Source organism: Nocardioides cavernae, assembly GCF_013410035.1.
In the GTDB taxonomy this organism is placed as follows: domain Bacteria; phylum Actinomycetota; class Actinomycetes; order Propionibacteriales; family Nocardioidaceae; genus Nocardioides; species Nocardioides cavernae_A.
The window spans coordinates 591,260-612,251 of sequence record NZ_JACCBW010000001.1; the positions used below are offsets into that span (position 1 = coordinate 591,260).

At 72.7% G+C, this 20,992-nt stretch carries 23 protein-coding genes and 1 tRNA gene; 6 read left to right on the forward strand and 18 right to left on the reverse strand.

The genetic code is table 11. The annotated features are described in order from the left end of the window. Window positions 1-3: 3 nt before the first annotated feature. Together F4692_RS02890 and F4692_RS02895 are read right to left on the reverse strand one after the other, a co-directional pair. Window positions 4-294 (reverse strand): DUF1905 domain-containing protein, encoded by a 291-nt coding sequence (locus F4692_RS02890; RefSeq protein WP_179618118.1) that lies wholly within the window; start codon window positions 292-294, stop codon window positions 4-6. Between the two features lie 133 nt (window positions 295-427). Next, a complete protein-coding gene (locus tag F4692_RS02895) occupies window positions 428-1,912 on the reverse strand; it encodes a S8 family serine peptidase (RefSeq protein ID WP_308645136.1) in 1,485 nt (494 codons plus the stop codon). A gap of 128 nt (window positions 1,913-2,040) precedes the next feature. Between F4692_RS02895 and F4692_RS02900 the strand changes: the two genes are divergently transcribed. Together F4692_RS02900 and F4692_RS02905 are read left to right on the forward strand one after the other, a co-directional pair. After that, window positions 2,041-3,390: an ABC1 kinase family protein gene (locus tag F4692_RS02900; protein ID WP_179618119.1), complete on the forward strand. Its 1,350-nt coding sequence runs from the start codon at window positions 2,041-2,043 to the stop codon at window positions 3,388-3,390. 177 nt (window positions 3,391-3,567) lie between these two features. Continuing rightward, window positions 3,568-3,975, forward strand: a complete 408-nt coding sequence (locus F4692_RS02905) for a nuclear transport factor 2 family protein (RefSeq protein ID WP_179618120.1) — start codon at window positions 3,568-3,570, stop codon at window positions 3,973-3,975. A 106-nt stretch (window positions 3,976-4,081) separates the two neighbouring features. Here F4692_RS02905 and F4692_RS02910 read toward each other — a convergent pair whose 3' ends face one another. From F4692_RS02910 to F4692_RS02920, 3 genes are read right to left on the reverse strand one after another with little or no spacing between them, the layout of a single operon-like run. Beyond that, window positions 4,082-6,085, reverse strand: a complete 2,004-nt coding sequence (locus F4692_RS02910) for a VWA domain-containing protein (protein ID WP_179618121.1) — start codon at window positions 6,083-6,085, stop codon at window positions 4,082-4,084. Then, a complete protein-coding gene (locus tag F4692_RS02915) occupies window positions 6,082-6,600 on the reverse strand; it encodes a GNAT family N-acetyltransferase (RefSeq protein ID WP_179618122.1) in 519 nt (172 codons plus the stop codon). The genes F4692_RS02910 and F4692_RS02915 overlap by 4 nt, the downstream gene beginning before the upstream one ends. Then, a complete protein-coding gene (locus tag F4692_RS02920) occupies window positions 6,593-7,981 on the reverse strand; it encodes a P-loop NTPase family protein (RefSeq protein ID WP_179618123.1) in 1,389 nt (462 codons plus the stop codon). The genes F4692_RS02915 and F4692_RS02920 overlap by 8 nt, the downstream gene beginning before the upstream one ends. A gap of 143 nt (window positions 7,982-8,124) precedes the next feature. Here F4692_RS02920 and F4692_RS02925 point away from each other — a divergent pair, with 143 nt between their 5' ends. Further along, the gene (locus F4692_RS02925; RefSeq protein WP_179618124.1) at window positions 8,125-8,580 is read left to right on the forward strand and encodes a pyridoxamine 5'-phosphate oxidase family protein; all 456 of its coding nucleotides are present in this window, start codon (window positions 8,125-8,127) and stop codon (window positions 8,578-8,580) included. Between the two features lie 15 nt (window positions 8,581-8,595). Continuing rightward, window positions 8,596-10,158, forward strand: coding sequence for a GAF domain-containing sensor histidine kinase (locus F4692_RS02930; protein ID WP_179618125.1), 1,563 nt, complete (start codon window positions 8,596-8,598; stop codon window positions 10,156-10,158). 72 nt (window positions 10,159-10,230) lie between these two features. On the opposite strand, the gene F4692_RS02935 is transcribed toward F4692_RS02930, so the two are convergent. From F4692_RS02935 to F4692_RS02955, 5 genes are all read right to left on the reverse strand, one after another. After that, window positions 10,231-10,824 (reverse strand): hypothetical protein, encoded by a 594-nt coding sequence (locus tag F4692_RS02935; RefSeq protein ID WP_179618126.1) that lies wholly within the window; start codon window positions 10,822-10,824, stop codon window positions 10,231-10,233. Between the two features lie 115 nt (window positions 10,825-10,939). Next, the gene (locus F4692_RS02940; RefSeq protein ID WP_179618127.1) at window positions 10,940-11,593 is read right to left on the reverse strand and encodes a response regulator; all 654 of its coding nucleotides are present in this window, start codon (window positions 11,591-11,593) and stop codon (window positions 10,940-10,942) included. 26 nt (window positions 11,594-11,619) lie between these two features. Further along, window positions 11,620-12,105: a GNAT family N-acetyltransferase gene (locus F4692_RS02945; protein ID WP_179618128.1), complete on the reverse strand. Its 486-nt coding sequence runs from the start codon at window positions 12,103-12,105 to the stop codon at window positions 11,620-11,622. Between the two features lie 2 nt (window positions 12,106-12,107). Further along, complete coding sequence (locus F4692_RS02950) at window positions 12,108-12,644, reverse strand: mycothiol transferase (protein WP_179618129.1); 537 nt, start codon at window positions 12,642-12,644, stop codon at window positions 12,108-12,110. A 117-nt stretch (window positions 12,645-12,761) separates the two neighbouring features. Beyond that, complete coding sequence (locus F4692_RS02955) at window positions 12,762-12,953, reverse strand: hypothetical protein (protein ID WP_306457330.1); 192 nt, start codon at window positions 12,951-12,953, stop codon at window positions 12,762-12,764. A gap of 145 nt (window positions 12,954-13,098) precedes the next feature. Here F4692_RS02955 and F4692_RS02960 point away from each other — a divergent pair, with 145 nt between their 5' ends. Further along, window positions 13,099-13,452, forward strand: coding sequence for a YchJ family protein (locus F4692_RS02960; RefSeq protein ID WP_179618130.1), 354 nt, complete (start codon window positions 13,099-13,101; stop codon window positions 13,450-13,452). Between the two features lie 16 nt (window positions 13,453-13,468). On the opposite strand, the gene F4692_RS02965 is transcribed toward F4692_RS02960, so the two are convergent. From F4692_RS02965 to F4692_RS02985, 5 genes are read right to left on the reverse strand one after another with little or no spacing between them, the layout of a single operon-like run. Beyond that, a complete protein-coding gene (locus F4692_RS02965; protein WP_179618131.1) occupies window positions 13,469-14,098 on the reverse strand; it encodes a YigZ family protein in 630 nt (209 codons plus the stop codon). Further along, window positions 14,095-15,144: a YihY/virulence factor BrkB family protein gene (locus tag F4692_RS02970; protein WP_179618132.1), complete on the reverse strand. Its 1,050-nt coding sequence runs from the start codon at window positions 15,142-15,144 to the stop codon at window positions 14,095-14,097. The genes F4692_RS02965 and F4692_RS02970 overlap by 4 nt, the downstream gene beginning before the upstream one ends. A gap of 25 nt (window positions 15,145-15,169) precedes the next feature. Beyond that, window positions 15,170-15,949 carry a TSUP family transporter gene (locus F4692_RS02975; protein WP_179618133.1) on the reverse strand — a complete coding sequence of 260 codons (780 nt, stop codon included), beginning with the start codon at window positions 15,947-15,949 and terminating at the stop codon, window positions 15,170-15,172. 3 nt (window positions 15,950-15,952) lie between these two features. Beyond that, window positions 15,953-16,399, reverse strand: a complete 447-nt coding sequence (locus F4692_RS02980; RefSeq protein ID WP_179618134.1) for a hypothetical protein — start codon at window positions 16,397-16,399, stop codon at window positions 15,953-15,955. Further along, entirely contained in the window at window positions 16,396-17,790 is a 1,395-nt protein-coding gene (locus F4692_RS02985; RefSeq protein WP_179618135.1) for a cystathionine beta-synthase, read from the reverse strand. The genes F4692_RS02980 and F4692_RS02985 overlap by 4 nt, the downstream gene beginning before the upstream one ends. 62 nt (window positions 17,791-17,852) lie before the next feature. Between F4692_RS02985 and F4692_RS02990 the strand changes: the two genes are divergently transcribed. Continuing rightward, window positions 17,853-18,920, forward strand: a complete 1,068-nt coding sequence (locus tag F4692_RS02990) for an SGNH/GDSL hydrolase family protein (RefSeq protein ID WP_179618136.1) — start codon at window positions 17,853-17,855, stop codon at window positions 18,918-18,920. A 113-nt stretch (window positions 18,921-19,033) separates the two neighbouring features. Here the strand turns inward: F4692_RS02990 and F4692_RS02995 are convergent, their stop codons facing one another. The 3 genes from F4692_RS02995 to F4692_RS03005 all read right to left on the reverse strand — a co-directional run bounded on the left by F4692_RS02995 (window position 19,034) and on the right by F4692_RS03005 (window position 20,986). Further along, the gene (locus tag F4692_RS02995) at window positions 19,034-19,897 is read right to left on the reverse strand and encodes a Bax inhibitor-1/YccA family protein (RefSeq protein ID WP_179618137.1); all 864 of its coding nucleotides are present in this window, start codon (window positions 19,895-19,897) and stop codon (window positions 19,034-19,036) included. A gap of 189 nt (window positions 19,898-20,086) precedes the next feature. Further along, window positions 20,087-20,163: transfer RNA gene (locus tag F4692_RS03000), tRNA-Leu, on the reverse strand. Between the two features lie 7 nt (window positions 20,164-20,170). Beyond that, window positions 20,171-20,986 carry a uracil-DNA glycosylase gene (locus tag F4692_RS03005; protein WP_308645137.1) on the reverse strand — a complete coding sequence of 272 codons (816 nt, stop codon included), beginning with the start codon at window positions 20,984-20,986 and terminating at the stop codon, window positions 20,171-20,173. Window positions 20,987-20,992: the final 6 nt, after the last annotated feature.

Below are 20,992 nucleotides of genomic sequence, written 5' to 3' on the forward strand. Positions count from 1 at the left end.
CGCTCAGGCGTCGCGGCCGACGTGGAGGCGTACGTCCACGACGTCACCCACGTCGAGACCCTCCGCGCGGCGTACCGCCACCTTGAGCGGCAGGAACCACGTGTCCTCACGCGGGAACATCGACGTCGTGAACTCGCTGCCCCCGATCCAGGCGCGCACCGGGACGACCCCCCAGTAGACGACGTCGGCCTTCACCTCGTCGACGAGGTCGGCCGCGTCGAGCGGGAGCCGGGCGAAGACGAAGGGCGCAGGACCGCGCCACTCGACCAGCTCGGCGGCGAACTCGATCTCCATGACCCCATGGAACCAGAGACGGGCGGGAGTCCCTGGAACTCCCGCCCGTCGTGCACCACCGCACCCCTGTTGCGCGGTGGCCCTCCCCTGGAGGGTCTGGATCAGCCCTGAGGTGACCGTGAAGAGGTGGAGGTCACCCCAGGGCTGCGACTGCGCCCACCACGTCGACCAGGCCGTGGCCCTTGTCGTACGAGGTGGTCCCGAGCGGACCGGACACGTACGCCGCTCCGTCGGTGAACTTGTGGGCCGAGACCTTCAGCGCCCGCTCGATGTCGGCGGGGGTCGCGGTGGGGTCGGCCTGGAAGAGCTGCGCGACGATGCCCGCGACGTGCGGGGCGGCCATCGACGTGCCGCTGATGGTGTTGAACGTGCCGAGGTCGAGCACCCCGGGTCCGTTGCGGAAGTCGAGCCCGGTGGCGCAGATCGCCAGGTAGAGCCGGCACGACGACGTGATGCTCTCGCCGGGCGCCGAGACGTCGGGCCAGGTCGCGGCGTCGGTGGACAGGCCGCGCGAGCTGAACTCCGAGACCACGCCGTCGCGGGTGCCGGTGTCCTGGTCGTAGTAGGACGCCACCGACACGATGCCGCCGGTCGGGTCCTGGCCGGGCGGGTTCGTCAGGCTGGTGGAGCCGTCGCCACCGTCGTTGCCGGCGGCCCAGACCGTCACGACACCCTCGGCCGCGAGGGCACGCTGCAGCTTCACCGTGGCCGACTCGGGGTCGAGCTCACCGCCGCCCGAGGGGCCGTAGGAGTTGTTGGTGACCTTGATCGGCGGGCAGGTCGAGGCGGGCACACCGGCGCCGCAGGGCGCCTCGTGGTTCTCGAGGACCCAGTTGAGGGCCGAGTCGGCGCCGAGGATCACGAGGGCGGCACCGGTCGAGATCGACACCAGCTTGGCGGCAGGCGCCGCGCCCTGGAGCCGTCCGCCCTCGGTCAGCGTGGTCGGTCGGCCGGCCACGATGCCGCTCACGTGGGTGCCGTGGCCGCCGACGGAGAGCGTGTCGGTGTCCACGACCCGGGGCAGGCGCTGCACCGTGCAGAGCTCGCCGACCGGAGCGCAGACGGCCTTGAGGTTGGCGACCACGGCGCTGGAGCCGTCGGCCTCCCGGAAGTAGGGGTGGGTCGGGTCGACGCCCGAGTCGATGACCGCGACGCTGACGCCCTTGCCGGTCAGCGGCGTGCCGTCGGCGCCGACGAGGTTCGCGGCCGCCTCGGCCCCGCGGGTCGCGGTGTTGGAGGTCTCGGCCAGGTCGTCGGCGAGGAAGTCGATCGGCTGCGCACCGCCCTCGACGTAGGTCACGCCGGGCGCGGAGCGTACGGCCTGGACCTGGCTCCTCGACGCCTGGGCGATCACCACGCCGATGCCCGTGAACTCGCCGGTCTTCCTCATGCCGGTGGCCGCCACCGCCTGGCGGGCCGCGGCGATCGAGGAGCCGTGGACCATCACCGACGTCGTGCCGGTCAGGCTCGCGAGCTGGCCGGCGAGGAAGTCCGACAGGTTGGCCGGCTGTGCCGACGGCTGCGCCGACCCGGCGGAGGCGGGGTCGCCCGCGGCGGCGAACGTGGCCGAGGCAGCGAGGACGCTCGCCGCGCAGGCGAGCAGGGGCTTGAGCTTCACTGGTCCTCCCGAGGGGGTCGGTCGTCGCACCCCTCAACGAACGTCCGGTGCAGAGGTCACGCCCCGGTTGTCACGCCGTGTTCGTAGAGGTGTGGCAACCGGATTGCGTGGGCGGGGACAATGGAGGCATGACCGAGCTCCCGCGCAAGGCTGCTGCGCGCACCGCACGCCTCGCGGCCCTCCCGCTGGGGTACGCCGGACGCCAGGCCCTCGGCCTGGGCAAGCGTCTCGGCGGCAAGCCCGCGGAGGCGGTGCTGACCGATGTCCAGCAGCGCACGGCCGAGCAGCTGTTCCGCACGCTCGGCGAGCTCAAGGGCGGGGCGATGAAGTTCGGGCAGGCGCTCAGCGTGCTCGAGGCGGCGTTGCCCGAGGACGTGGCCGCGCCCTACCGCGAGCACCTCACCGCGCTGCAGGACGCCGCTCCCCCGATGCCGACCTCGACCGTGCGCCAGCAGCTCACCGCCCACCTCGGCCCGGACTGGAAGCAGCGGCTGGTCTGGCTCGACGGCGCCCCCACCGCGGCCGCGTCCATCGGCCAGGTGCACCGCGGGCGCTGGCTAGACGAGGCCACCGGCGAGGAGCGCGAGGTCGCGGTCAAGGTCCAGTACCCCGGTGCCGGCGACGCCCTGCTCGGCGACCTGCGCCAGATCGCGCGGCTCGCGCGCAGCGTGGCGCCCGTCTTCCCCGGCCTCGACATCAAGCCCCTCGTGGCCGAGCTCCAGGCCCGTGCGGCGGACGAGCTCGACTACGCCCTCGAGGCCGAGGCGCAGGCGGCGTACGCCGAGGCGTTCGCCGGCGACCCCGACATCTTCGTGCCCGAGGTCGTCGCCGTCGGCGAGCAGGTCCTCGTGTCCGAGTGGATGGACTCGCCGCACTCGCTCGCCCACCTGATCCGCGAGGGCACCACCGAGGAGCGCGACCACTACGGCGAGCTCTTCGTCCGCTTCCTCTTCGAGGGACCGCGCCGCACCGGGATGCTGCACGCCGACCCGCACCCGGGGAACTTCCGCGTCCTGCCCGCGCCCGACGGCGGGCTCGGCCGGCTCGGCGTGCTCGACTTCGGCGCCGTGGCCCGGCTGGAGGGCGGCACGATGCCGCCCGCGACCGGTCGCCTGATGCGGATCGCGCTCGACAACGACGACGAGTCGCTGGTCGCCGGGCTGCGCGCGGAGGGGTTCATCAAGGAGCGCATCCAGGTCGACCCGCAGCAGGTCATGGACTACCTCGCCCCGTTCGTCGAGCCCGCCGCGCAGGAGCGCTTCACATTCACCCGGGAGTGGATGCGCGAGCAGTTCGAGCGGGTCAACGACCCCCGGTCGGAGGCGTTCACGCTCGCGATGAAGCTCAACCTGCCGACGTCGTACCTGCTCATCCACCGTACCTGGATCGGCGCCATCGGCCTGCTGAGCCAGCTCAACGCGACGGCGCCCTTCCGCGAGATCCTCGAGGAGTCGCTGCCCGGCTTCGCCGAGGCCTGAGCGCAGCCGCCCCCTCCGGGTTCGCGTCCCGCTGTTCCGCGGCCCCGCGGGGGTAGTCCAGTGAGTTCTGGCTGTCCCGTGGCCCGGTCGACAGCCACTTCTCACTGGACTACCCCGGCGGGGGGTGCATGGGTGGACCCTGCCCGGCCCAGGTGCCCGGATGGCACGATGACACCCATGGATGCCGCCGCCGCCCTCGCCCGCTGGCACGCCGTCGTCGAGAGCCGCGACCCCGCCGGGCTGCCCGCGCTCATCGCCGAGGACGCCGTCTTCCGCAGCCCCGCGGTGCACGCCCCGCAGGTGGGCCGCGACACCGTCGTCGGCTACCTGACGGCTGCGTTCACGGTGCTCGGACCGCACCTGACCTACGAGCGGGAGTGGCTCGGGGACGACTCCGCGGTGCTGCAGTTCCGCACCGAGGTCGCCGGCCTCGAGGTCTCGGGCATCGACATGATCACGTGGGACTCAGCCGGGCGGATCCTCGACTTCACCGTGATGGTGCGGCCCAGGAAGGCGCTCGACGCCGTCATCGAGCACATGGGCGCCGAGCTCATGCGGATGTTGGAGGCCGCGGGCGGCCGCTGACGCTCCACCATGGGATGTCGCCCGACCGGCACATCCCCCGGTCAGTTGACGCGGGGAAGTGCGAGCTCGTCGACATCCCATGGTGGAGCAGCAGCCGGGAGACCCCTCACACCCAGAAACCGCGCCCGCCGTACCAGTCCCCGAAGTGCTCCCGGTAGGACGAGGCCGGGCCCCGCGAGCCGAGGTACGACCCGACCACCGCGGCACCGAGGTCGTCGAGCTCCGGGCTGACCATCCGTCCGTCCACCCGGCGCGCCATCGAGTCGATGAAGCGTGCGAGCCCCGGGTCCTCCCCCAGCCGGAAGAAGGTCACCTGCGCGCCGAGCCTCGCCGCCGCGTCGAGCTCGCGCACCGAGTGGGCGATCGTCAGCGGGTGCGGCGGGTAGGAGAACCACACCTCGCCGTCGGCCTCCAGGTGCGAGGTCGGCTCACCGTCGGTGACGACGAGCAGCACCGGCTGGGCGTTGGGGTGCTTGCGGAAGAACCGGTTGGCGAGCAGCAGCCCGTGGTGCAGGTTGGTGCCCTTGTCCCACCGGGCGTCGAGCGCGGTGAGCTCCTCGATCTCCATCACCTGCGCGTGGCGGCCGAACGCGATGAGCTGGAGCGCGTCGCCGCGGAACCGCGAGCGGATGAGCTGGTGCAGCGCCAGGGCGGTGCGCTTCATCGGCACCCAGCGACCGTCCATCGCCATCGAGAACGAGGTGTCGACGAGCAGCGCGACCGCCGCCTGGGTGCGGGCCTCGGTCTCGGTGACCTCGATGTCCTCCATGGTCAGCCGGGCCGGACGACCCGCGTCGCGCAGGACGGCGTTCTGGATCGTGCGGGGCACGTCCCAGGGCTCGGTGTCGCCGAACTCCCAGCGCCGGCTGGAGCCGGTCGCCTCGCCGGCGAGCCCGGTCGTACGCGTCTCGCGGGCGCCGGCGCGACCGCTCATCCGGTTTGCCACATCGCGCAGCAGCGCCTTGCCGAGCTGGCGCATGGCCTTGGGCGAGAGCCGCAGCTCGCCGTCGGACCCGCGCTTGAGGTAGCCGCTGTCGCGCAGCGCCCGCTCGAGCTCCTGGAGGGTCTTGGCCGCCACCGCCGCGTCCGGGCCGAGCTGCTGGGCGAGCGCGTCGAGGTCGACGTCGTCCATCCGGGCGCCGTGGTGGGACTGGGCGAGCTGGTCGGCCAGCGCGTCGAGCTGCGCGAGGTCCTGCAGGGCGCCGGTGCCGTCGCCGAGCCCCATGCCCTGCTCCCCCTCGAAGCCCTCCGAGCCCGACCAGTCCTCGCCGGGTCGCAGCGCCTGGAGGTTGGCGTCCATCCGGGCCAGCTGCTCCATCAGCTGAGGGGAACCGAAGGCCTGCTGCGAGAGCTCCATCAGCTCCTGGCGCTGCTCGGGCGTCATCGAGTTCAGCATCCGCTGCGCGGCCGCGGCCCGCTGGGCGAGCGAGTCGAGCAGCTCGTCCATGTCCTGCGGGGCCCGCCCGTCCTCGTCGGCGAAGTAGTCGCCGTGCTTGTCCATGAAGTCACCGAACTCCTCGTCGGTGACCCCGCCGGCGGCGTGCTTCTCGAGCAGGTCGTTGAGGTCAGACAGCATCTCGGAGACGGCCTGCCGGTCCTCGTCGGTCGCACCCTCGAGCGCCTGCTTCATCCCGGCGAAGCGCTGGTCGAGCAGCTCCCGGCCGAGGAGGTCCTTGATCTGCTCGTACGCCTCGCGACCCTCGCTGGACTGCCAGTCGTAGTCGGAGAGCTCGGAGACCGCCGCCGGGGTGGAGGTCGGCAGGTTGTCGAGCATGAGCTCGCGGAACGCCCGGTCGCCGTCGTCCATCGTGATGTCGCGGGCGAGCTGGCCACGCTCGGCGAGGACGGCCTTGTCGAGCAGCTCGCGGACCTCCTGCATCGTGCCGTCGAGGTTGTTGCGCTGCAGGATCTCCCGCCGCTTCTCCGCGACCCGACGGGCGAGCTCGTCGAGGCCGGCCTGGTCGGTGCCGCCGCGGCGCAGGAACTCCCGCATCGCCCGCTCCGGGGAGTAGCCGGCCATCACGTCCTGGCCGATCGCGTCGAGCGCCTCGGACAGGTCGACCGGCGCGGCGAGCGGGTCACCACCGTCGTACCTGCGGAACCTGCTCATCGCACCCTCCCGAGGCTCTTGCGCAGCCAGACGTCGTCGGGCCACTCGCGGTCGGTGACGCGCTCAACCTCGTCGAAGCCCTTCCCGCGGTAGAAGTCGAAGGCCTGGTCGTTGCCGTCGACGACCTCGAGCCACAGGTGCTCACCCTCGACCATCGACTCGACCTGCGCGAGCAGGCGGCTGCCGATGCCGAGTCCCTGGCTGTCGGGGTGGACGTAGAGCTTCCACATCACCTCGCGGTCCCCCGTCACGTGCGGGAACTCCCGGTGCGAGTCCGACAGGCGCCCGAAGCTCGACATCGCGACGACGTCGCCGTCGACCTCGGCGACGAGGTGGGTGTTGACCGCCAGCGATCGCTCGAAGACCGCCGGCACCCACCACTCGTCGAGCATCCGCTGGGCGTACGCCGCGTCGATCGGGCCGTAGGTCGCCGGTACGACCGCCTCGCCCAGCGCGCGGAAGGCGGGGATGTCCGCCACGGTGGCGCGCCGGAGCGTGATCACCGGGTCAGCCATACACGGTCTCCCCGGCGTCGGTGTCCTTGCCGATCTTGCGAGCGAGGTAGAGGCCCTCGAGGGCGAGCTCGAGGGCGGCGGCGCGCTCGCCGTCGTTGGTGGCGCCGAGTCGGTCGCAGACGGCGTCGTAGAGGTCGGACTCACCGAGCACGGGCAGCCCGGAGAGGAAGTCGCGGGCGCCGACGCGAGCACCGGTGCTCACCATCGCACCCTCCTCGATGGCCTCGACGAGCAGGCGCAGGTCGATGCCGGCCAGGTGGGCGCGCACCGTCTCCGCGATCGCGGTCCGCAGCAGGTGGGTGAGGATCTCGGTCTCGCGGCCCTCCTCCCCGGTCTCGAACTCGATCTTGCCGCCGAGCACGTCGACGGCGGTCTCGAGGTCGACGACACGGGCCACGGCCTCGTCCTCGCCCTGCGTGGTCGCGCGGTGCAGCGCGGCCGCGGCGATGGTCTCGGCGCCTGCGATCGCGAAGCGCGCGCTGACACCCGAGCGCTGGTCGACCGACTGCGACTCGCGCAGGTTGCGGGTGAAGCGGGCGAGGACCTCGAGGAGGTACGCCGGCACCTCGGCGACGAGGTCGGCCTCCTGCTCGATGACGGCGATCTCCTCCTCCACCTCGCGCGGGTAGTGGGTGCGGATCTCGGCGCCGAAGCGGTCCTTGAGCGGGGTGATGATGCGCCCGCGGTTGGTGTAGTCCTCGGGGTTCGCGCTGGCCACCACCAGCACGTCCAGCGGCAGCCGCAGGATGTAGCCGCGGATCTGGATGTCGCGCTCCTCCATCACGTTGAGCATCGCGACCTGGATCCGCTCGGCGAGGTCGGGGAGCTCGTTGATGGCCACGATGCCCCGGTGGCTGCGCGGGATCAGGCCGAAGTGGATGGTCTCGGGGTCGCCGAGGTGCCGGCCCTCGGCCACCTTCATCGGGTCGACGTCGCCGATCAGGTCGGCGACCGACGTGTCCGGGGTCGCCAGCTTCTCGGCGTACCGCTCGTCGCGGTGCTTCCACGAGATGCGCAGGTCGTCGCCATGCTGGGCCGCGGCCTGCTGGGAGGTGACGGTGATCGGCTCGTAGGGGTGCTCGCCGAGCTCGGAGCCGGAGATGACGGGCGTCCACTCGTCGAGGAGGCCGACGAGCGAGCGCAGCAGGCGGGTCTTGCCCTGGCCGCGCTCGCCGAGCAGCACGATGTCGTGGCCCGCGATCAGGGCGCGCTCGACCTGCGGGACGACGGTCTCGGAGAAGCCGTGGAGACCGGGCCACGGGTCCTCGCCGGCCGCCAGCCGGGCGAGGAGGTTGTCACGGAGCTCCTGGCGGAGCGTCTTGAGCTGGTGGCCGCTCTCGCGGAGCTGGCCGAGGGTGCTGGCATCTGGGTGCTGGCTCACGTCTTCCACGCTAGACCCGCCGGTCAACGTGGAGTGCGCTCGAAGGTGTGGGACGACGGCCGGTCCCCCGCCGTTCGGGACCTTCGGCCCTGCCCGACGGCGTCGCGCCGCGGGAGTCTGGGAGCCGGACCGAGGAGGCTCCCGTGCAGCACACCACCCACGACCTGTCCCCCGCCGACTGCGCCCGGCTGCTCACCGCCGGGGTCGCCGGCCGGATCGCGATCGGCACCCCGACCGGCCCGCACATCGTGCCGGTCAACTACGCCGTGCGCACCACACCGGGCCGGGAGTCGGTCCTGGTCCGCACCACGGCGTACAGCCTGCTGGGGACCTACGGCCGCGGCGCGGTGCTGTGCTTCGAGGTGGACCAGCTCGACCACGAGCTCGAGCGCGGCTGGAGCGTGGTGGTGCGCGGACGCGCCGAGCTGGTGGACGACCTCGACGAGCTGGCCGAGATCGCCCGCTCCTGGCAGCCCCGGCCGTGGGCGGCGGGCCAGCGCAACCTCGTGGTGCGCATCCCGTGGACCGAGGTCACGGGTCGCCGGCTCGGCGGCGGGTGGGACCCGTGGGAGCACCTCCCTGCGCGCCGGCCCGCCTGAGGGCAGACTGTCCGCGTGACGCACACGGACGCCGGCCTCGGTGACGGCGCGCGCTCGCTGCTCGAGGCGGTCGCGGCGATCTCGAGCGACCTCGACCTGACGAGCGTGCTGACGCGCATCGTGGAGGCCGCGACCGCGCTCACCGGCGCGAGGTACGGCGCGCTCGGCGTGCTGGGCCAGGACGGGGAGCTGGTCGAGTTCGTCACGACCGGCCTCGACGACCGCACGCGCGCGCTCATCGGCGACCTCCCGCGGGGCCGCGGGATCCTCGGGGTCATCATCGAGGACCCCTCGGGCCTGCGGCTGGCCGACCTGTCGGCCCACCCGTCGTCGGTCGGCTTCCCTCCCCACCACCCGCCGATGACGTCCTTCCTCGGCATGCCGGTGCGCATCCGCGGGACCGTGTTCGGCAACCTCTACCTCACCGAGAAGGCCGGCGGCGGTCCGTTCACGGACGCCGACGAGCATCTCGTGGAGGAGCTCGCCCGCACCGCCGGCTACGTCATCAGCAACGCCCGCTCGTTCGCGCTGAGCGAGCGTCGGCGGCAGTGGCTCGAGGCCTCGGCCGAGCTCGCCGAGCTCCTCCAGCCGCCCGTCGACCTCGACGCCGCGCTCCCCCAGATCGTGACGAGCGCCCGCCAGGTGTCCCGGGCGCGGGCCGTGGCGCTGTGGTCCTCCCTCGGCCCCGAGCACGACACGGTGAGCGTCGCGCCGGACGCCGACGCTGCCGTGGTCGCCGACGCCCTCCGCGCGGTGCGCGGGGAGCCCGTGCCCACGGGGACCGTCGTGACCACCCCGCTCCCGGGCGTACCGGTCGTCGTCGTCCCGCTGCGCTCGCACCTGGCGCCCGTGACCGCGCTCGTGGCCGTCGTGACGCCCGACTCGGGCCTGCTCGACGTGCAGGACCGCGACCTCCTCGCGGGCTTCGCCGACCAGGTGGCCCTGTCGCTCGACCGCACGCAGGCGCTGGCCGACCGGCAGGAGCTCGCGCTCATCTCGGACCGGGAGCGGATCGCGCGCGACCTCCACGACATCGTGATCCAGCGGCTGTTCGCGACCGGCCTCCAGCTCCAGGGCATCGCGTCGATGACGGGCGTCGGTGCCGTCGGCGAGCGGCTCGACCGCGCGGTGGCCGACCTGGACGACACCATCAAGGCCATCCGCGGCACGATCTTCGAGCTCCAGGACCACCGCGAGGACTCGCTGCGCGCGGCGGTGCGCAGCCTCGTCAAGGAGTACGTCCCGGTGCTGGGCTTCACGCCGGCCGTCCGGACGTCCGGGCCGGTGGACACGGCCGTGCCCCCTGCGCTCGGGTCCCAGCTGCTCGCCGTGCTCCGCGAGGCCGTCTCCAACGTGGCACGTCACGCGCTGGCCGACGCTGCCGAGGTCGACGTCGTCGTCACCGCCGACCTGCTGGAGCTGCGGGTCGCCGACGACGGCGTCGGGCTGCCGGACGAGGTCTCCGGGAGCGGGCTGCGCAACGCCCGGCGTCGCGCGGTGGACCTCGGCGGCACCCTCGACGTCGCACCGGTGGGCGAGCGCGGCACGGTCCTGGTGTGGCGCGTGCCCCTGCGCTGACCGTCTCGACCCGGGCGCGCGGGAGGACCCGGCGCCGTGGGGCGGCGCCGGGTCCTTGGGTCCGGGACTGCGTCACCGCAGGACGGGGTGCTCCTGCACCAGCGTCGTGCGGTTCCACCACCGGCCCAGCCCCCAGGTCGTCCCGGCCGCGCCGAGGGCGAGGACGACCATCACGACCACGCCGACGAGGTGGTCGTCGACGACCGGGTTGTTCTCCAGGGGCAGCGAGGCGGCGTACATGAAGGCGTACATGAGGGCACCAGCCGCCGTGCCGATGCGCATCCCGACCCCGACCAGGAGCGTGACGCCGATGCCGAGGAGGCCGGCCATGAACAGCCAGTCGACCCAGGCCTGTCCGGCGAGCGAGGCGAAGAAGCCGTGGAAGGGGTTGTCCGCGGGGACGCCGAAGGTGAGGAACCCCTCGGTCGGGCTGCCGCCGTTGACCCACGCGGCGGGACCGAAGCGGTCGAGCGAGCCGTCCTGGCCGTAGCCGGTGTGGAAGCCCAGCGCGAAGGTCTTGTCCAGGAACGCCCACAGGAAGGTGAGCCCGAAGGCGATCCGCAGGGTGGCGAGGGCGCGGGCGAGGCCGACGTGGCCGACCTCCTCGGTCTCGGAGGTGGTGACGCCCTCGGTGCTGATCTGGTGCTGTCGGTGGATGACGTTCATCGTCATCGCCTCCTCGGTGTGGATGACCGGATCCCTTCCGGTGCCTCCAGCCTGTCGCCGCGCGGCGCGCTCGGTGAGAGGAGGACGTCACCTCCCGCCGGGACCAAGGTCCCGGTCAGCGTTGCGGCCGGCCGCCGAGGAGCTTGGAGGCCAGCACGGCCGCCTGGGTACGCCGCTCGAGGCCGAGCTTGGCGAGGATGGACGAGACGTAGTTCTTCACGGTCTTCTCGGCGAGGAACATCTGCTCGGCGATCTGCCGGTTGGTGAGCCCCTCGGCGATGTGGCCGAGCAGGATGCGCTCCTGGTCGGTCAGCGACGCGAGCTCGTCGGGCGCGGCCGGTCCGTTGCGGATCCGGTCGAGGACGGTGGCCGTCATCGCCGGGTCGATGAGCGACTTGCCGGCCGCGACGTGGCGCACCGCGCTGACCAGGTCGGAGCTGCGGATCTCCTTGAGGACGTAGCCCGAGGCACCGGCCATGATCGCGGCGAACAGCGCTTCGTCGTCGTCGTACGACGTCAGGATCAGGGCGTTGATCGTGGCGTCGACGGCCCGCACCGCGCGGCAGACCTCGATGCCGGAGCCGTCCGGCAGGCGGGCGTCGAGGACAGCGACGTCGGGGCGCAGCGCCGGGATCCGGGCGACGGCCTCCGTCGCCGTCGCGGACTCGCCGACCACCACGATGTCCTCCTGCTGCTCCAGCAGGAACCTCAGTCCCTCACGCACCACGTCGTGGTCGTCGAGGAGGTAGACGCGGATCGGCTCGCCCATGGGCCCATTCCACCACCAGCCCGCCGTCAGGACAGGTCGAGGTGCATCACGTGGAGTCCGACGCGTCCGTGCGTCGCGCTGTCGAAGGCGTGTGGCACGGTGCCGACGATCTCGAAGCCCAGGTCCTGCCACAGGCGGACCGCCGCGGTGTTGGTCTCGACGACGGCGTTGAACTGGATGCCGGCGAAGCCCTGCTCGCGGTGCCAGGCGACCATCTCCTCACCGAGCATCCGGCCGACGCCCCGCCCGCGCGCGGCGGCGTCGACCATGAAGGACGCAGTCCCGACGTGCGACCCGCGGCCGGGACGGTTCGGTCCCATCTTCGCCGACCCGAGCACCCGGCCGTCCCCGTCCACGAGGACCACGACGCGGCTGCCGTCGAACCACAACCCGCGCGCCTCCTCCGAGGTCGCGCCGAGCGGGTAGGCATAGGTCTCCCCGGCCTCCACGATCTCGTGCCAGAACGGCCAGATCGCCGGCCAGTCGTCCTCGGTCGCGAGCCTGACCCTCATCGTCACAGGTCCGTCGCGCCGTCGATCGACTGGCGGATGAGGTCGGCGTGGCCGGCGTGGCGGGCGTACTCCTCGACCATGTGGACCAGCACCCACCGGATGGTCGCGGTCTCGCCCTTCGCGGGATCCCGCTCGCGTGCCACCCGGCGGCCGATGTCGGGGTCCGCTGCGAGGGCAGCGTCGAGGTGGGCCTCGGACCGGGCGATCGCGTCGGCGAGCAGCGCGTCGAGCTCCGCGTGCGAGGCGCCCGCAGCACTGTGCCAGTCCCAGTCGGGGTCGTCGTCCCACGGCGCGGTGTCCCACGGCGGGGCGGGCTCGTTGGCCAGCAGGTTGTAGGAGACCCAGTAGTCCTCGACGAAGGCCAGGTGCTTGAGCATCCCGCCGAGGGTGAGGTCGCTGGGCGCCAGCGCCTGGTCGAGCTGGGGGTCGGTCAGTCCGCTGGCCTGGAGGCGGATCGTGCCGCGGTAGTGGTCGAGGTAGGACCGGAGCATGCCGACCTCGTCGTTGCTGTACGCCGGCTCGGGCCGTTCGATCACCATGGCCGCGAACCTAGTGCGTGGACGCGCGGACATTCATCTGGATATGGCGGGGCCGCCCCGCTCAGCAGAGCGGGACGGTCCGGCCAATGTCCGCGCGTCTCCACGGAGGGGGCTGCGTCAGAGGGCCGGGCCCTCGCCGCGCAGCTTGTCGACCTCGGCCATCGCGTCGCGCAGCTGGCCCAGCCACTCCTCGGCGTGCTCGCCGACGAGCCGGACCGACCACGCCAGCGCGTCGGAGCGTGACCGGGCGACGCCGGGGTCGACGAGGGTGTCGAGCACCTGTCGCTCGGGCTGGCGCAGCCGGGTCATCGGTCTCGATGCGCTCGGCCTTGGTCTCGGCGCGGAAGCGGCCGATCCGGCCCTGGGCGTCGGCGCCGTCGGCGGCCTCGTCGGCGGGCGGGAGGTCGGCGACCTGCCAGCCGCCGCGGCGTGGACCGCGCCCTAGGCTGGCCGCGTGACGAACCCACGCCCGTGCCCCTGCGGCACCGGCTCGGCGTACGCCGCGTGCTGCGGTCCGCTCCTGGCCAACGCCGCGCAGGCCGAGACCCCCGAGCGCCTCATGCGCTCGCGCTACACCGCCTTCGTCACCGGCGACGGCGACCACCTCTTCCGCACCTGGCACCCGCGCACCCGCCCCGACGACGTGCGGCCCGACCCGGCCACCCGCTGGACCGGTCTGGAGGTCCTCGCCGCCGAGGGCGACACCGTGGAGTTCGTCGCCTCATGGGAGGGCGGCCGGATGCACGAGCTCAGCCGCTTCGAGCAGCGCGCCGGCCGGTGGTTCTACGTCGACGGCGACGTCAGGTAGGCGGTCCCCCAGCAGATCACCCGGACCGGTCGACCCACCGCTCCCCCACAGGGACGGGCACGGCGGCACCGGCGGTCGCCGCGGCGACGACCTCGACCAGCCGGTCGACCTCGTCGGGCGACGCGGCCAGCAGCAGCCGGACGCGGGCGTCGTACGCCACGTCGAGCACGACGACCCCGCGTGCGCGCAGCTCCCCCTCGACCCGCCCGGCGTCGGAGTGGTCGAGGTCGAGCGCCAGCTCGGTCAGCAGCGAGCGGCGCAGCGTCCCTGCCCCGGCGAGGGCGGCGCGGACCGCGTCACCGTACGCACGCACCAGCCCGCCCGCGCCCAGGAGGGTCCCGCCGAACCAACGGGTGACCACGGCGGCGACGTCGCTGACCTCCGCGCCCCGCAGGACGTCGAGCATCGGTGCTCCCGCCGTGCCGGCGGGCTCACCGTCGTCGGAGGAGCGCTGGACCGCGCCGGTCGGGCCGAGGACGAAGGCCGAGCAGTGATGGCGCGCGTCCCAGTGCTCACGGCGCAGCGACGTGACGAGCGCCCGCGCCTCGGCCTCGTCGTCGACCCGGCGCAGGGTGCAGAGAAACCGCGAGCCGCGGTCCTCGACCTCACCGGTGGCGTCGCGCGCGAGGGTGAGGTAGCCGGTCACGTCCGTGCCGGGTCGTCCCGGTCGTCCGCCTCGACCGCCTCGACCTGGTCCTGGTCCTGGTCCTGGTCCTCCCGGCGCTCGGCCGGGCTGGGCTCCCAGATGACCCGCACCTTCTCGAAGCCCTTGTGGCGCTGCATGGCGGCGTAGAGCGCGTACGCCCGCCGGTCCGCCTCGGTGAGCTCGACGTTGTCGGTGAAGGGCGTCAGGAGCGCCCGGGGCCACAGGTGACGGGCGGCGACGACGTTGATCTCCATCGCGAGCACGGCCATCACCGCGCCGATCCACAGGAAGCCGATGAGACCGAGGACGAGACCGAACGTCTTGGTCATCGAGCTGGTGTCGACGAGCACGTTGTCGACGTAGGCCGCACCACCGATCTGGAGGACCTGCCACATGATCGCCAGCGCGTAGCCGCCCGGCGCAGCGCGCCAGAACGAGTGCTGGCCGGTCGCGGCGAAGCGGAACAGCAGCGTCAGGAAGGTGCCGACGACGAGGATGGTGAGCAGCGGCAGGAACGTCTTGAGCCCCTCGGCGACGAAGGTGCCGAAGAGGTCCGTCGTGCTGGCGATCGTCGACACCACCGTGACGGCGAGCAGCGAGAAGCCCGCCGTGACGAGGAGGACCAACGTCTTGACCCGGGCGTAGAACGGGTTCGGGCGGCTGTTGCGCGGCACCGACCACGCGACGTGCTGGGTGTTCTGCAGCGCCTGGCCCAGGCCCATCGCGCCGTAGAGCGCGGCGAGCGCACCGAAGACCACACCGGCGACCGATCCCTGCAGTCCCTCGGGTCGGCCGAGCTCGTCGCCGATGATCGGGAACTGCGAGAGGGCGGAGTTGAGGATCGCCTCCTGCCAGCTGGGCTCGCCCCGCAGGACCAGGCCCAGGATCGAGGTGCCGAGCAGCATCAGCGGGAAGATCGCGACGAACGCGTAGTAGGTCAGCGCCGAGGCGAGGTAGGGGCCCTGGTCGTCGAAGTACTTGTAGATGACCGCGAGCGGGAACCCGAGGACGGGGTGGCGGCGCTGGAACGAGTCGACTGCTCCCACGGCTCCCACGCTCGGAGGGTACCGGTCACCACCACCCGAGCAGGCCACCGCCGAGCCGTACGACGAAGCCGGACACCACGACGAGGAAGAACGCACGCACGAACCGGGCTCCCCGCGCCATCGCGAGGCGCGCGCCGAGGTAGCCGCCGGTGACGTTGGCCGCGGCCATCACCAGCGCGAGGTCCCAGATCACCGCGCCCTGGGGGACGAACACCGCGAGAGCGGCCAGGTTGGTCGCCCAGTTGGCGAGCTTGGCCTTGGCCGAGGCCTCGAGGAAGTTGTAGCCGAGTACCCCGACGAGCGCGAAGACGAGGAACGACCCGGTGCCGGGGCCGATCGCCCCGTCGTAGAACCCGATCGTCAGGCCGGTGGTCACGACGGCCGCGAGGTGCTGCCCGCCCTGGAACCGCAGCCGGGTCAGCTCGCCGACGCTGGGCTTGAACCACACGTAGCCGCCGACGAGCACCAGCACGACGAGGATGATCGGGTCGAAGGCGCTGCGTGGCAGCAGGGACGCGACGAGCGCCCCGCCGGCCGAGCCGAGGCCGGCGGCGAGCATCAGCGGCAGGAAGGTGCGAGGGTCGGGGCGGATCCGCCGGACGTACGTCGCGGCACTGATCGAGGTGCCGCAGAAGGACGACAGCTTGTTGGTCGCCGCGATCTGCACGACGGACGCGCCGGGCAGGCCGATGAGCAGCGCGGGCAGCTGGACGAGCCCGCCTCCCCCGACAACGGCGTCGACGAAGCCCGCGACCAGCGCGGCGAGGACCAGGAAGCAGACGACCTCGAGGGACAGGTCACCCATGCGTCAGCCGGAGGTCGTGTCTCGGGTGAACTCCTGCACCACGACGGCGTCGTAGTCCTCGGGCATGGTGGCGCTGAGGCCGGGACAGATGAGCGACTGCGACTGGTCCTGCACCATGGTCGCTGCGGAGCAGTTGAGGCGCGCGACCGGTTCGCCGTCGGCGGAGAAGACCATCTCGAAGATCGCGGCGCGTTCGTCGTCGATCGTGTTGGTGATCGTGCCCTTGACCTCGGGGGTGGTCACCTCGTCGACGCCGGCGGAGCGCTCGACGCCGTTGAGCTCCCAGCCGTCCTCGACGGTGAACCCGTTCCAGGAGAAGGCCTTGCCGACCTCGACCTCGACCGGCTCGGTGCTGGTGGTCACGTCGTCGCCACCGCCGCACGCGGCCAGCGCGCCGAGGCACACGAGCCCCGCGAGGCCGGACGCGAGCCGCTTCCCGAGCCGGTTCACGAGGCGGCCACGAAGGTCAGCAGGTCCTGGCGGGTCAGCACGCCGATCGGCTTGCCGTCCTCGTGGACGAGCACGGCGTCGGCTCCCTCGAGGAGCGACACCGCGTCGGCGGCCGCCTCCGTGGCGCCGATCGTCGGCAGCGCGGCGGACATGTGGTCCTCGACCGGGTCGTTGAGCTTGGCGTGCCCGGCGTAGAGCGCGTCGAGCAGCGTCGACACCGACACCGACCCGGCGACCTCGGCGGCCACGATCGGCGGCTCGGCGCGGACGACCGGCATCTGGCTGACGCCGTACTCCTGGAAGATGTGGACGGCCTCGGCGATGGTCTCGCCCGGGTGGGTGTGCACCAGGTCGGGGAGCTGGCCGGACTTGCCGCGCAGCACCTCGCCGACGGTGCGGGCGTCGGGCTGCGCGCCGGTCGTGAAGCCGTACTGCGCGAGCCACTCGTCGTTGAAGATCTTGGTGAGGTAGCCGCGGCCGGAGTCCGGCAGCAGGACCACCACGACCGCGTCCGTACGCCCCTCGGCGGTCAGCTCCTGCGCGACCTGCCGGGCCGCCCAGGCCGCCATCCCGCAGGAGCCGCCTACGAGCAGCGCCTCCTCGCGGGCGAGCCGGCGGGTGAACGCGAAGGAGTCGGCGTCGGAGACCTCGATGACGCGGTCGGCGACGCCCCGGTCGTAGGTGTCGGGCCAGAAGTCCTCACCGACGCCCTCGACGAGGTAGGGGCGACCGGTGCCGCCGGAGTAGACCGAGCCGGCCGGGTCGGCGCCGATGACCTGGATGTCGGGGTTCTGCTCCTTGAGGTAGCGACCGACACCGCTGATCGTGCCGCCGGTGCCCATGCCGCAGACGAAGTGGGTGATCCTGCCCTCGGTCTGCGCCCAGATCTCCGGGCCGGTGGTCTCGTAGTGCGAGCGCGGGTTGTGCGGGTTGGCGTACTGGTTGGGCTTCCAGGCACCCGGCTGCGAGGCGAGCCGGTCGGAGACGTTGTAGTAGGAGTCGGGGTGCTCGGGGGCGACGGCGGTCGGGCACACCACGACCTCGGCGCCGTAGGCCTTGAGCACGTTGCGCTTGTCCTCGCTGACCTTGTCGGGGCACACGAAGATGCAGCGGTAGCCCTTCTGTTGCGCCACCATCGCCAGGCCGACGCCGGTGTTGCCCGAGGTGGGCTCGACGATCGTGCCGCCGGGCTGGAGCTCGCCGGAGGCCTCGGCCGCCTCGATCATCCGCGTCGCGATGCGGTCCTTCACCGACCCGCCGGGGTTGAGGTACTCGACCTTCGCGAGCACCAGCGGGCCGTCGCCGGCGCCGTCCTGGAGGTCCAGGGTCCGGCCGAGCCGGACGAGCGGGGTGTTGCCGATGAGGTCGAGGACCGAGTTCGCGTACTGCACCCGGCCAATCTACGACCTACCGCTCCGGAGCCCCCAATGGACGACTGAGTACCCTCGGGGCCGTGGGGGCTACTGGGGCAGCACGCAAGCTGGCATCGGCCGCCGCCCTCGGCGGGGGCGGTCTCTCCGTGCTCGGCGCGGGGCTCTACGGCGTGCTCGTCGCCGAGGCCAAGTTCGCCCGCAAGGTGATCGGCAACGCCGATCACACGCCCCCCGACGCGACCGGGTGGTACGGCCGGGGCCGGCCCGCGCCGGCGATCCGGATCGCCCTGCTGGGTGACTCCAGCGCCGCCGGCTACGGCGTCCAGCGCGTCGAGGGCACCACCGGCGCGCATCTGGCGACGGGCGTCGCCGCCCAGGCCGACCGCCGGGTGCACCTGCGCTCCTTCGCCGTCGTCGGCGCCCAGTCGAGCGCGCTCGCCCACCAGGTCGACGCCGCGCTGCCGACCCACCCGGACCTCGCGGTCGTGCTCATCGGCGCCAACGACGTGACGCACAGCGTGCTGCCGTCCGCGTCCGTGAGGCACCTCGCCGAGGGCGTACGCCGCCTGCGCGAGGCGGGCATCGCGGTCGTCGTCGGCACCTGCCCCGACCTCGGCACCATCCGGCCGATCCCGCCGCCGCTCAAGCAGGTCGCGCGCGAGTGGTCGCGCCGGCTCGCCGCCGCCCAGACCATCACCGTCGTCGAGAACGGCGGCCGCTCGGTGTCGCTGGGCGACATCCTCGGCCCGGAGTTCGAGGCCGCGCCGGCCGTGCTGTTCGGTCCGGACCGCTTCCACCCCTCCGCCGACGGCTACAAGCAGCTGGCCTCGGTCCTCGTCCCGTCCTGCCTCGCCGCGCTCGACCTGCTGCCCGCCGACGAGGCGCTGCCCGAGCCCCTGCGCCGCGAGGGCATCCTGCCGGTGGCTGCTGCGGCCGTGCGCGCCGCGCGTACGCCCGGCACCGAGGTCGACGGCACCGAGGTCGGCGGCAACCAGCGCGGCCTCCGCGGCCGCTGGGTCGAGCTCCGCCACCGCCGCCGGCGCCCCTCGACCGAGACCGAGTCGCCGGACGAGCACGAGGACGGCCCTGCGGACGGAGGCCCTGCGGAGGACGGCTCTGCGGAGGACACCGCCCCCGGCGGTGAGTGAGACACGTCCTGCGGCCCGAGAACGTGTCTCACGCACCGCTCGCCCCGACATGACGCCGGCCCGCCCGAGCAGAGCTCGAACGGGCCGGCGGAGTTCGACCGCTGGTGCGTGGGTCAGTCGCCACGCAGGATCGCGAGGATCCGGAGCAGGTTGGTGTAGATCCAGACCAGGCTGACGGTGAGGCCGAACGCGGCGCGCCACGACTCGCGCTCCGGGAGACCGGCGGCGACGCCGTTCTCGACGAAGTCGAAGTCGAGGATCAGCATGAAGACACCAAGGACCAGGCCGGCGAGGGCGAAGACGAAGCCGAGCCCGCCGTTGCCGTAGAGGCCGGTGTTGATGCCGAAGAAGCTCAGCACGAGGGACAGCAGGCCGAGGCCCACCATCGCGAACATGCCGGCCACGACGCCGCGACGGAACTTGTCGCCGACCTTGATCTCGAGGAACTTGTAGGCGGCGAGCGTGCCGATGAAGGCGGCGAAGGTGCCGAGCACGGCCTGGGTCACGACACCCGGGTAGAGGGTGTCGAAGAACTTGCTGACCGCGCCGAGCGCGACGCCCTCGAGGGCGGCGAAGGCCATCACGAGCGCCGGGCTGATCACGCGCTTGAACGAGTTGACCAGCGACAGCAGGAACGCACCGCCGGCGCCGACCACCATGAGCATCTGGGCCCGGCCGAGCGCCTCGTTGTCGATGACGTTGGCGTCGACGACGTCGCCGATCCACCACCAGGTGACGAAGGCGGTCGCGAAGACGAGGGCGATCGAGATGGCGGTCTTCTGGACCACGGAGTCGATCGTCATCCGGCCCTGGTCGACCTGGCCGGGCGTGCCGGTGCCCCAGGTGGACGGGTCGGTCGTGTCGCCGTAGCCCGGGTAGGCCGCGCCGCCACCGGCGTACGTCTGGTTTCCGTAGGCGTTCGACGAGGCGCGGTTGAACTCCTCGGAACGGGCGAAAACGGGGTTGTTGCTTCTCATGGTCTCTCCTTGGAGGCCACCCCCGGAGCTTCCGGGGGGTGCGACGCCGTCGCGGTGACGGCGCCTGTCTCGTCGACCCCACTCTAGCCGGGGCGACACCTGTTCAAACGCGCGCGCGGGGGGCGCTGTTCCCGTCACAGCAACTTCTCAGGATGGGATCGTCCCAAGGACCGCATACCAAAGAACGAGTGGTGCCCCGGCTGGGGTTCGAACCCAGACTGTGCGGTTTTTAAGACCGCTTCCTCTACCGGTTGGGATACCGGGGCGCGGGATTCAGTGTGTCAGCGCGCGCGCCCGCTCGAAGACCGCGTCGGTCATCTCGGCGGTCAGCCGGCGGGTGTAGGTGTTGTGCGGCGAGGGGTGGTAGCAGCCGACCACCGTGACACCGCCCAGGACGAGCTCGACGCCGTGACCGAACTTCGGCTTGCGCGCCGGGGCCGGCGCACCCGCGGCGACGAGCGAGCGGATGGCGCCGTCCCACCCGAACGCGCCGAGCGCCACGATCACCCGCACGGTGGGCAGCAGCACCAGCTCGGCGGCGATCCACGGCGCGCACGCGTCACGCTCCGCGGGGGTGGGCTTGTTCTCCGGGGGCGCGCAGCGCACGGTCGCGACCATCCGGGCGTCGACCAGCCGCTGCCCGTCCCCGGCGTGCTCGCTGGTCGGCTGCGTCGCCCACCCGGTGCGGTGGAGGCTCGCGAAGAGCCAGTCGGCGCTGGGGTCGCCGGTGAAGATGCGTCCGGTCCGGTTGCCGCCGTTGGCGGCCGGCGCCAGCCCGACGACCAGCAGGGACGGCTCGGGGTCGCCCCAGCCGGGGATCGGCCGTCCCCAGTAGGGCTGGTCGGCGAACGACGCGCGCTTCGCGACGGCCACGTCCTCGCGCCACGCCACCAGCCGCGGGCAGGCCGAGCAGACGCTGACCCGCGCCATGAGCTCGTCGAGCGACGCGTCCTGCGCGAGACGGCGTACGTCGTCGGCGCCGCGCGCGACGGGCGTGCCCGCGGCGGCCGGGTCGTCCGGCCAGCCGGTGCCGGGCGCGACCGGGCTCGTGAACGCTCCGCCCACGAGCGGGTGCGGCAGCAGGGTCACCGTGGG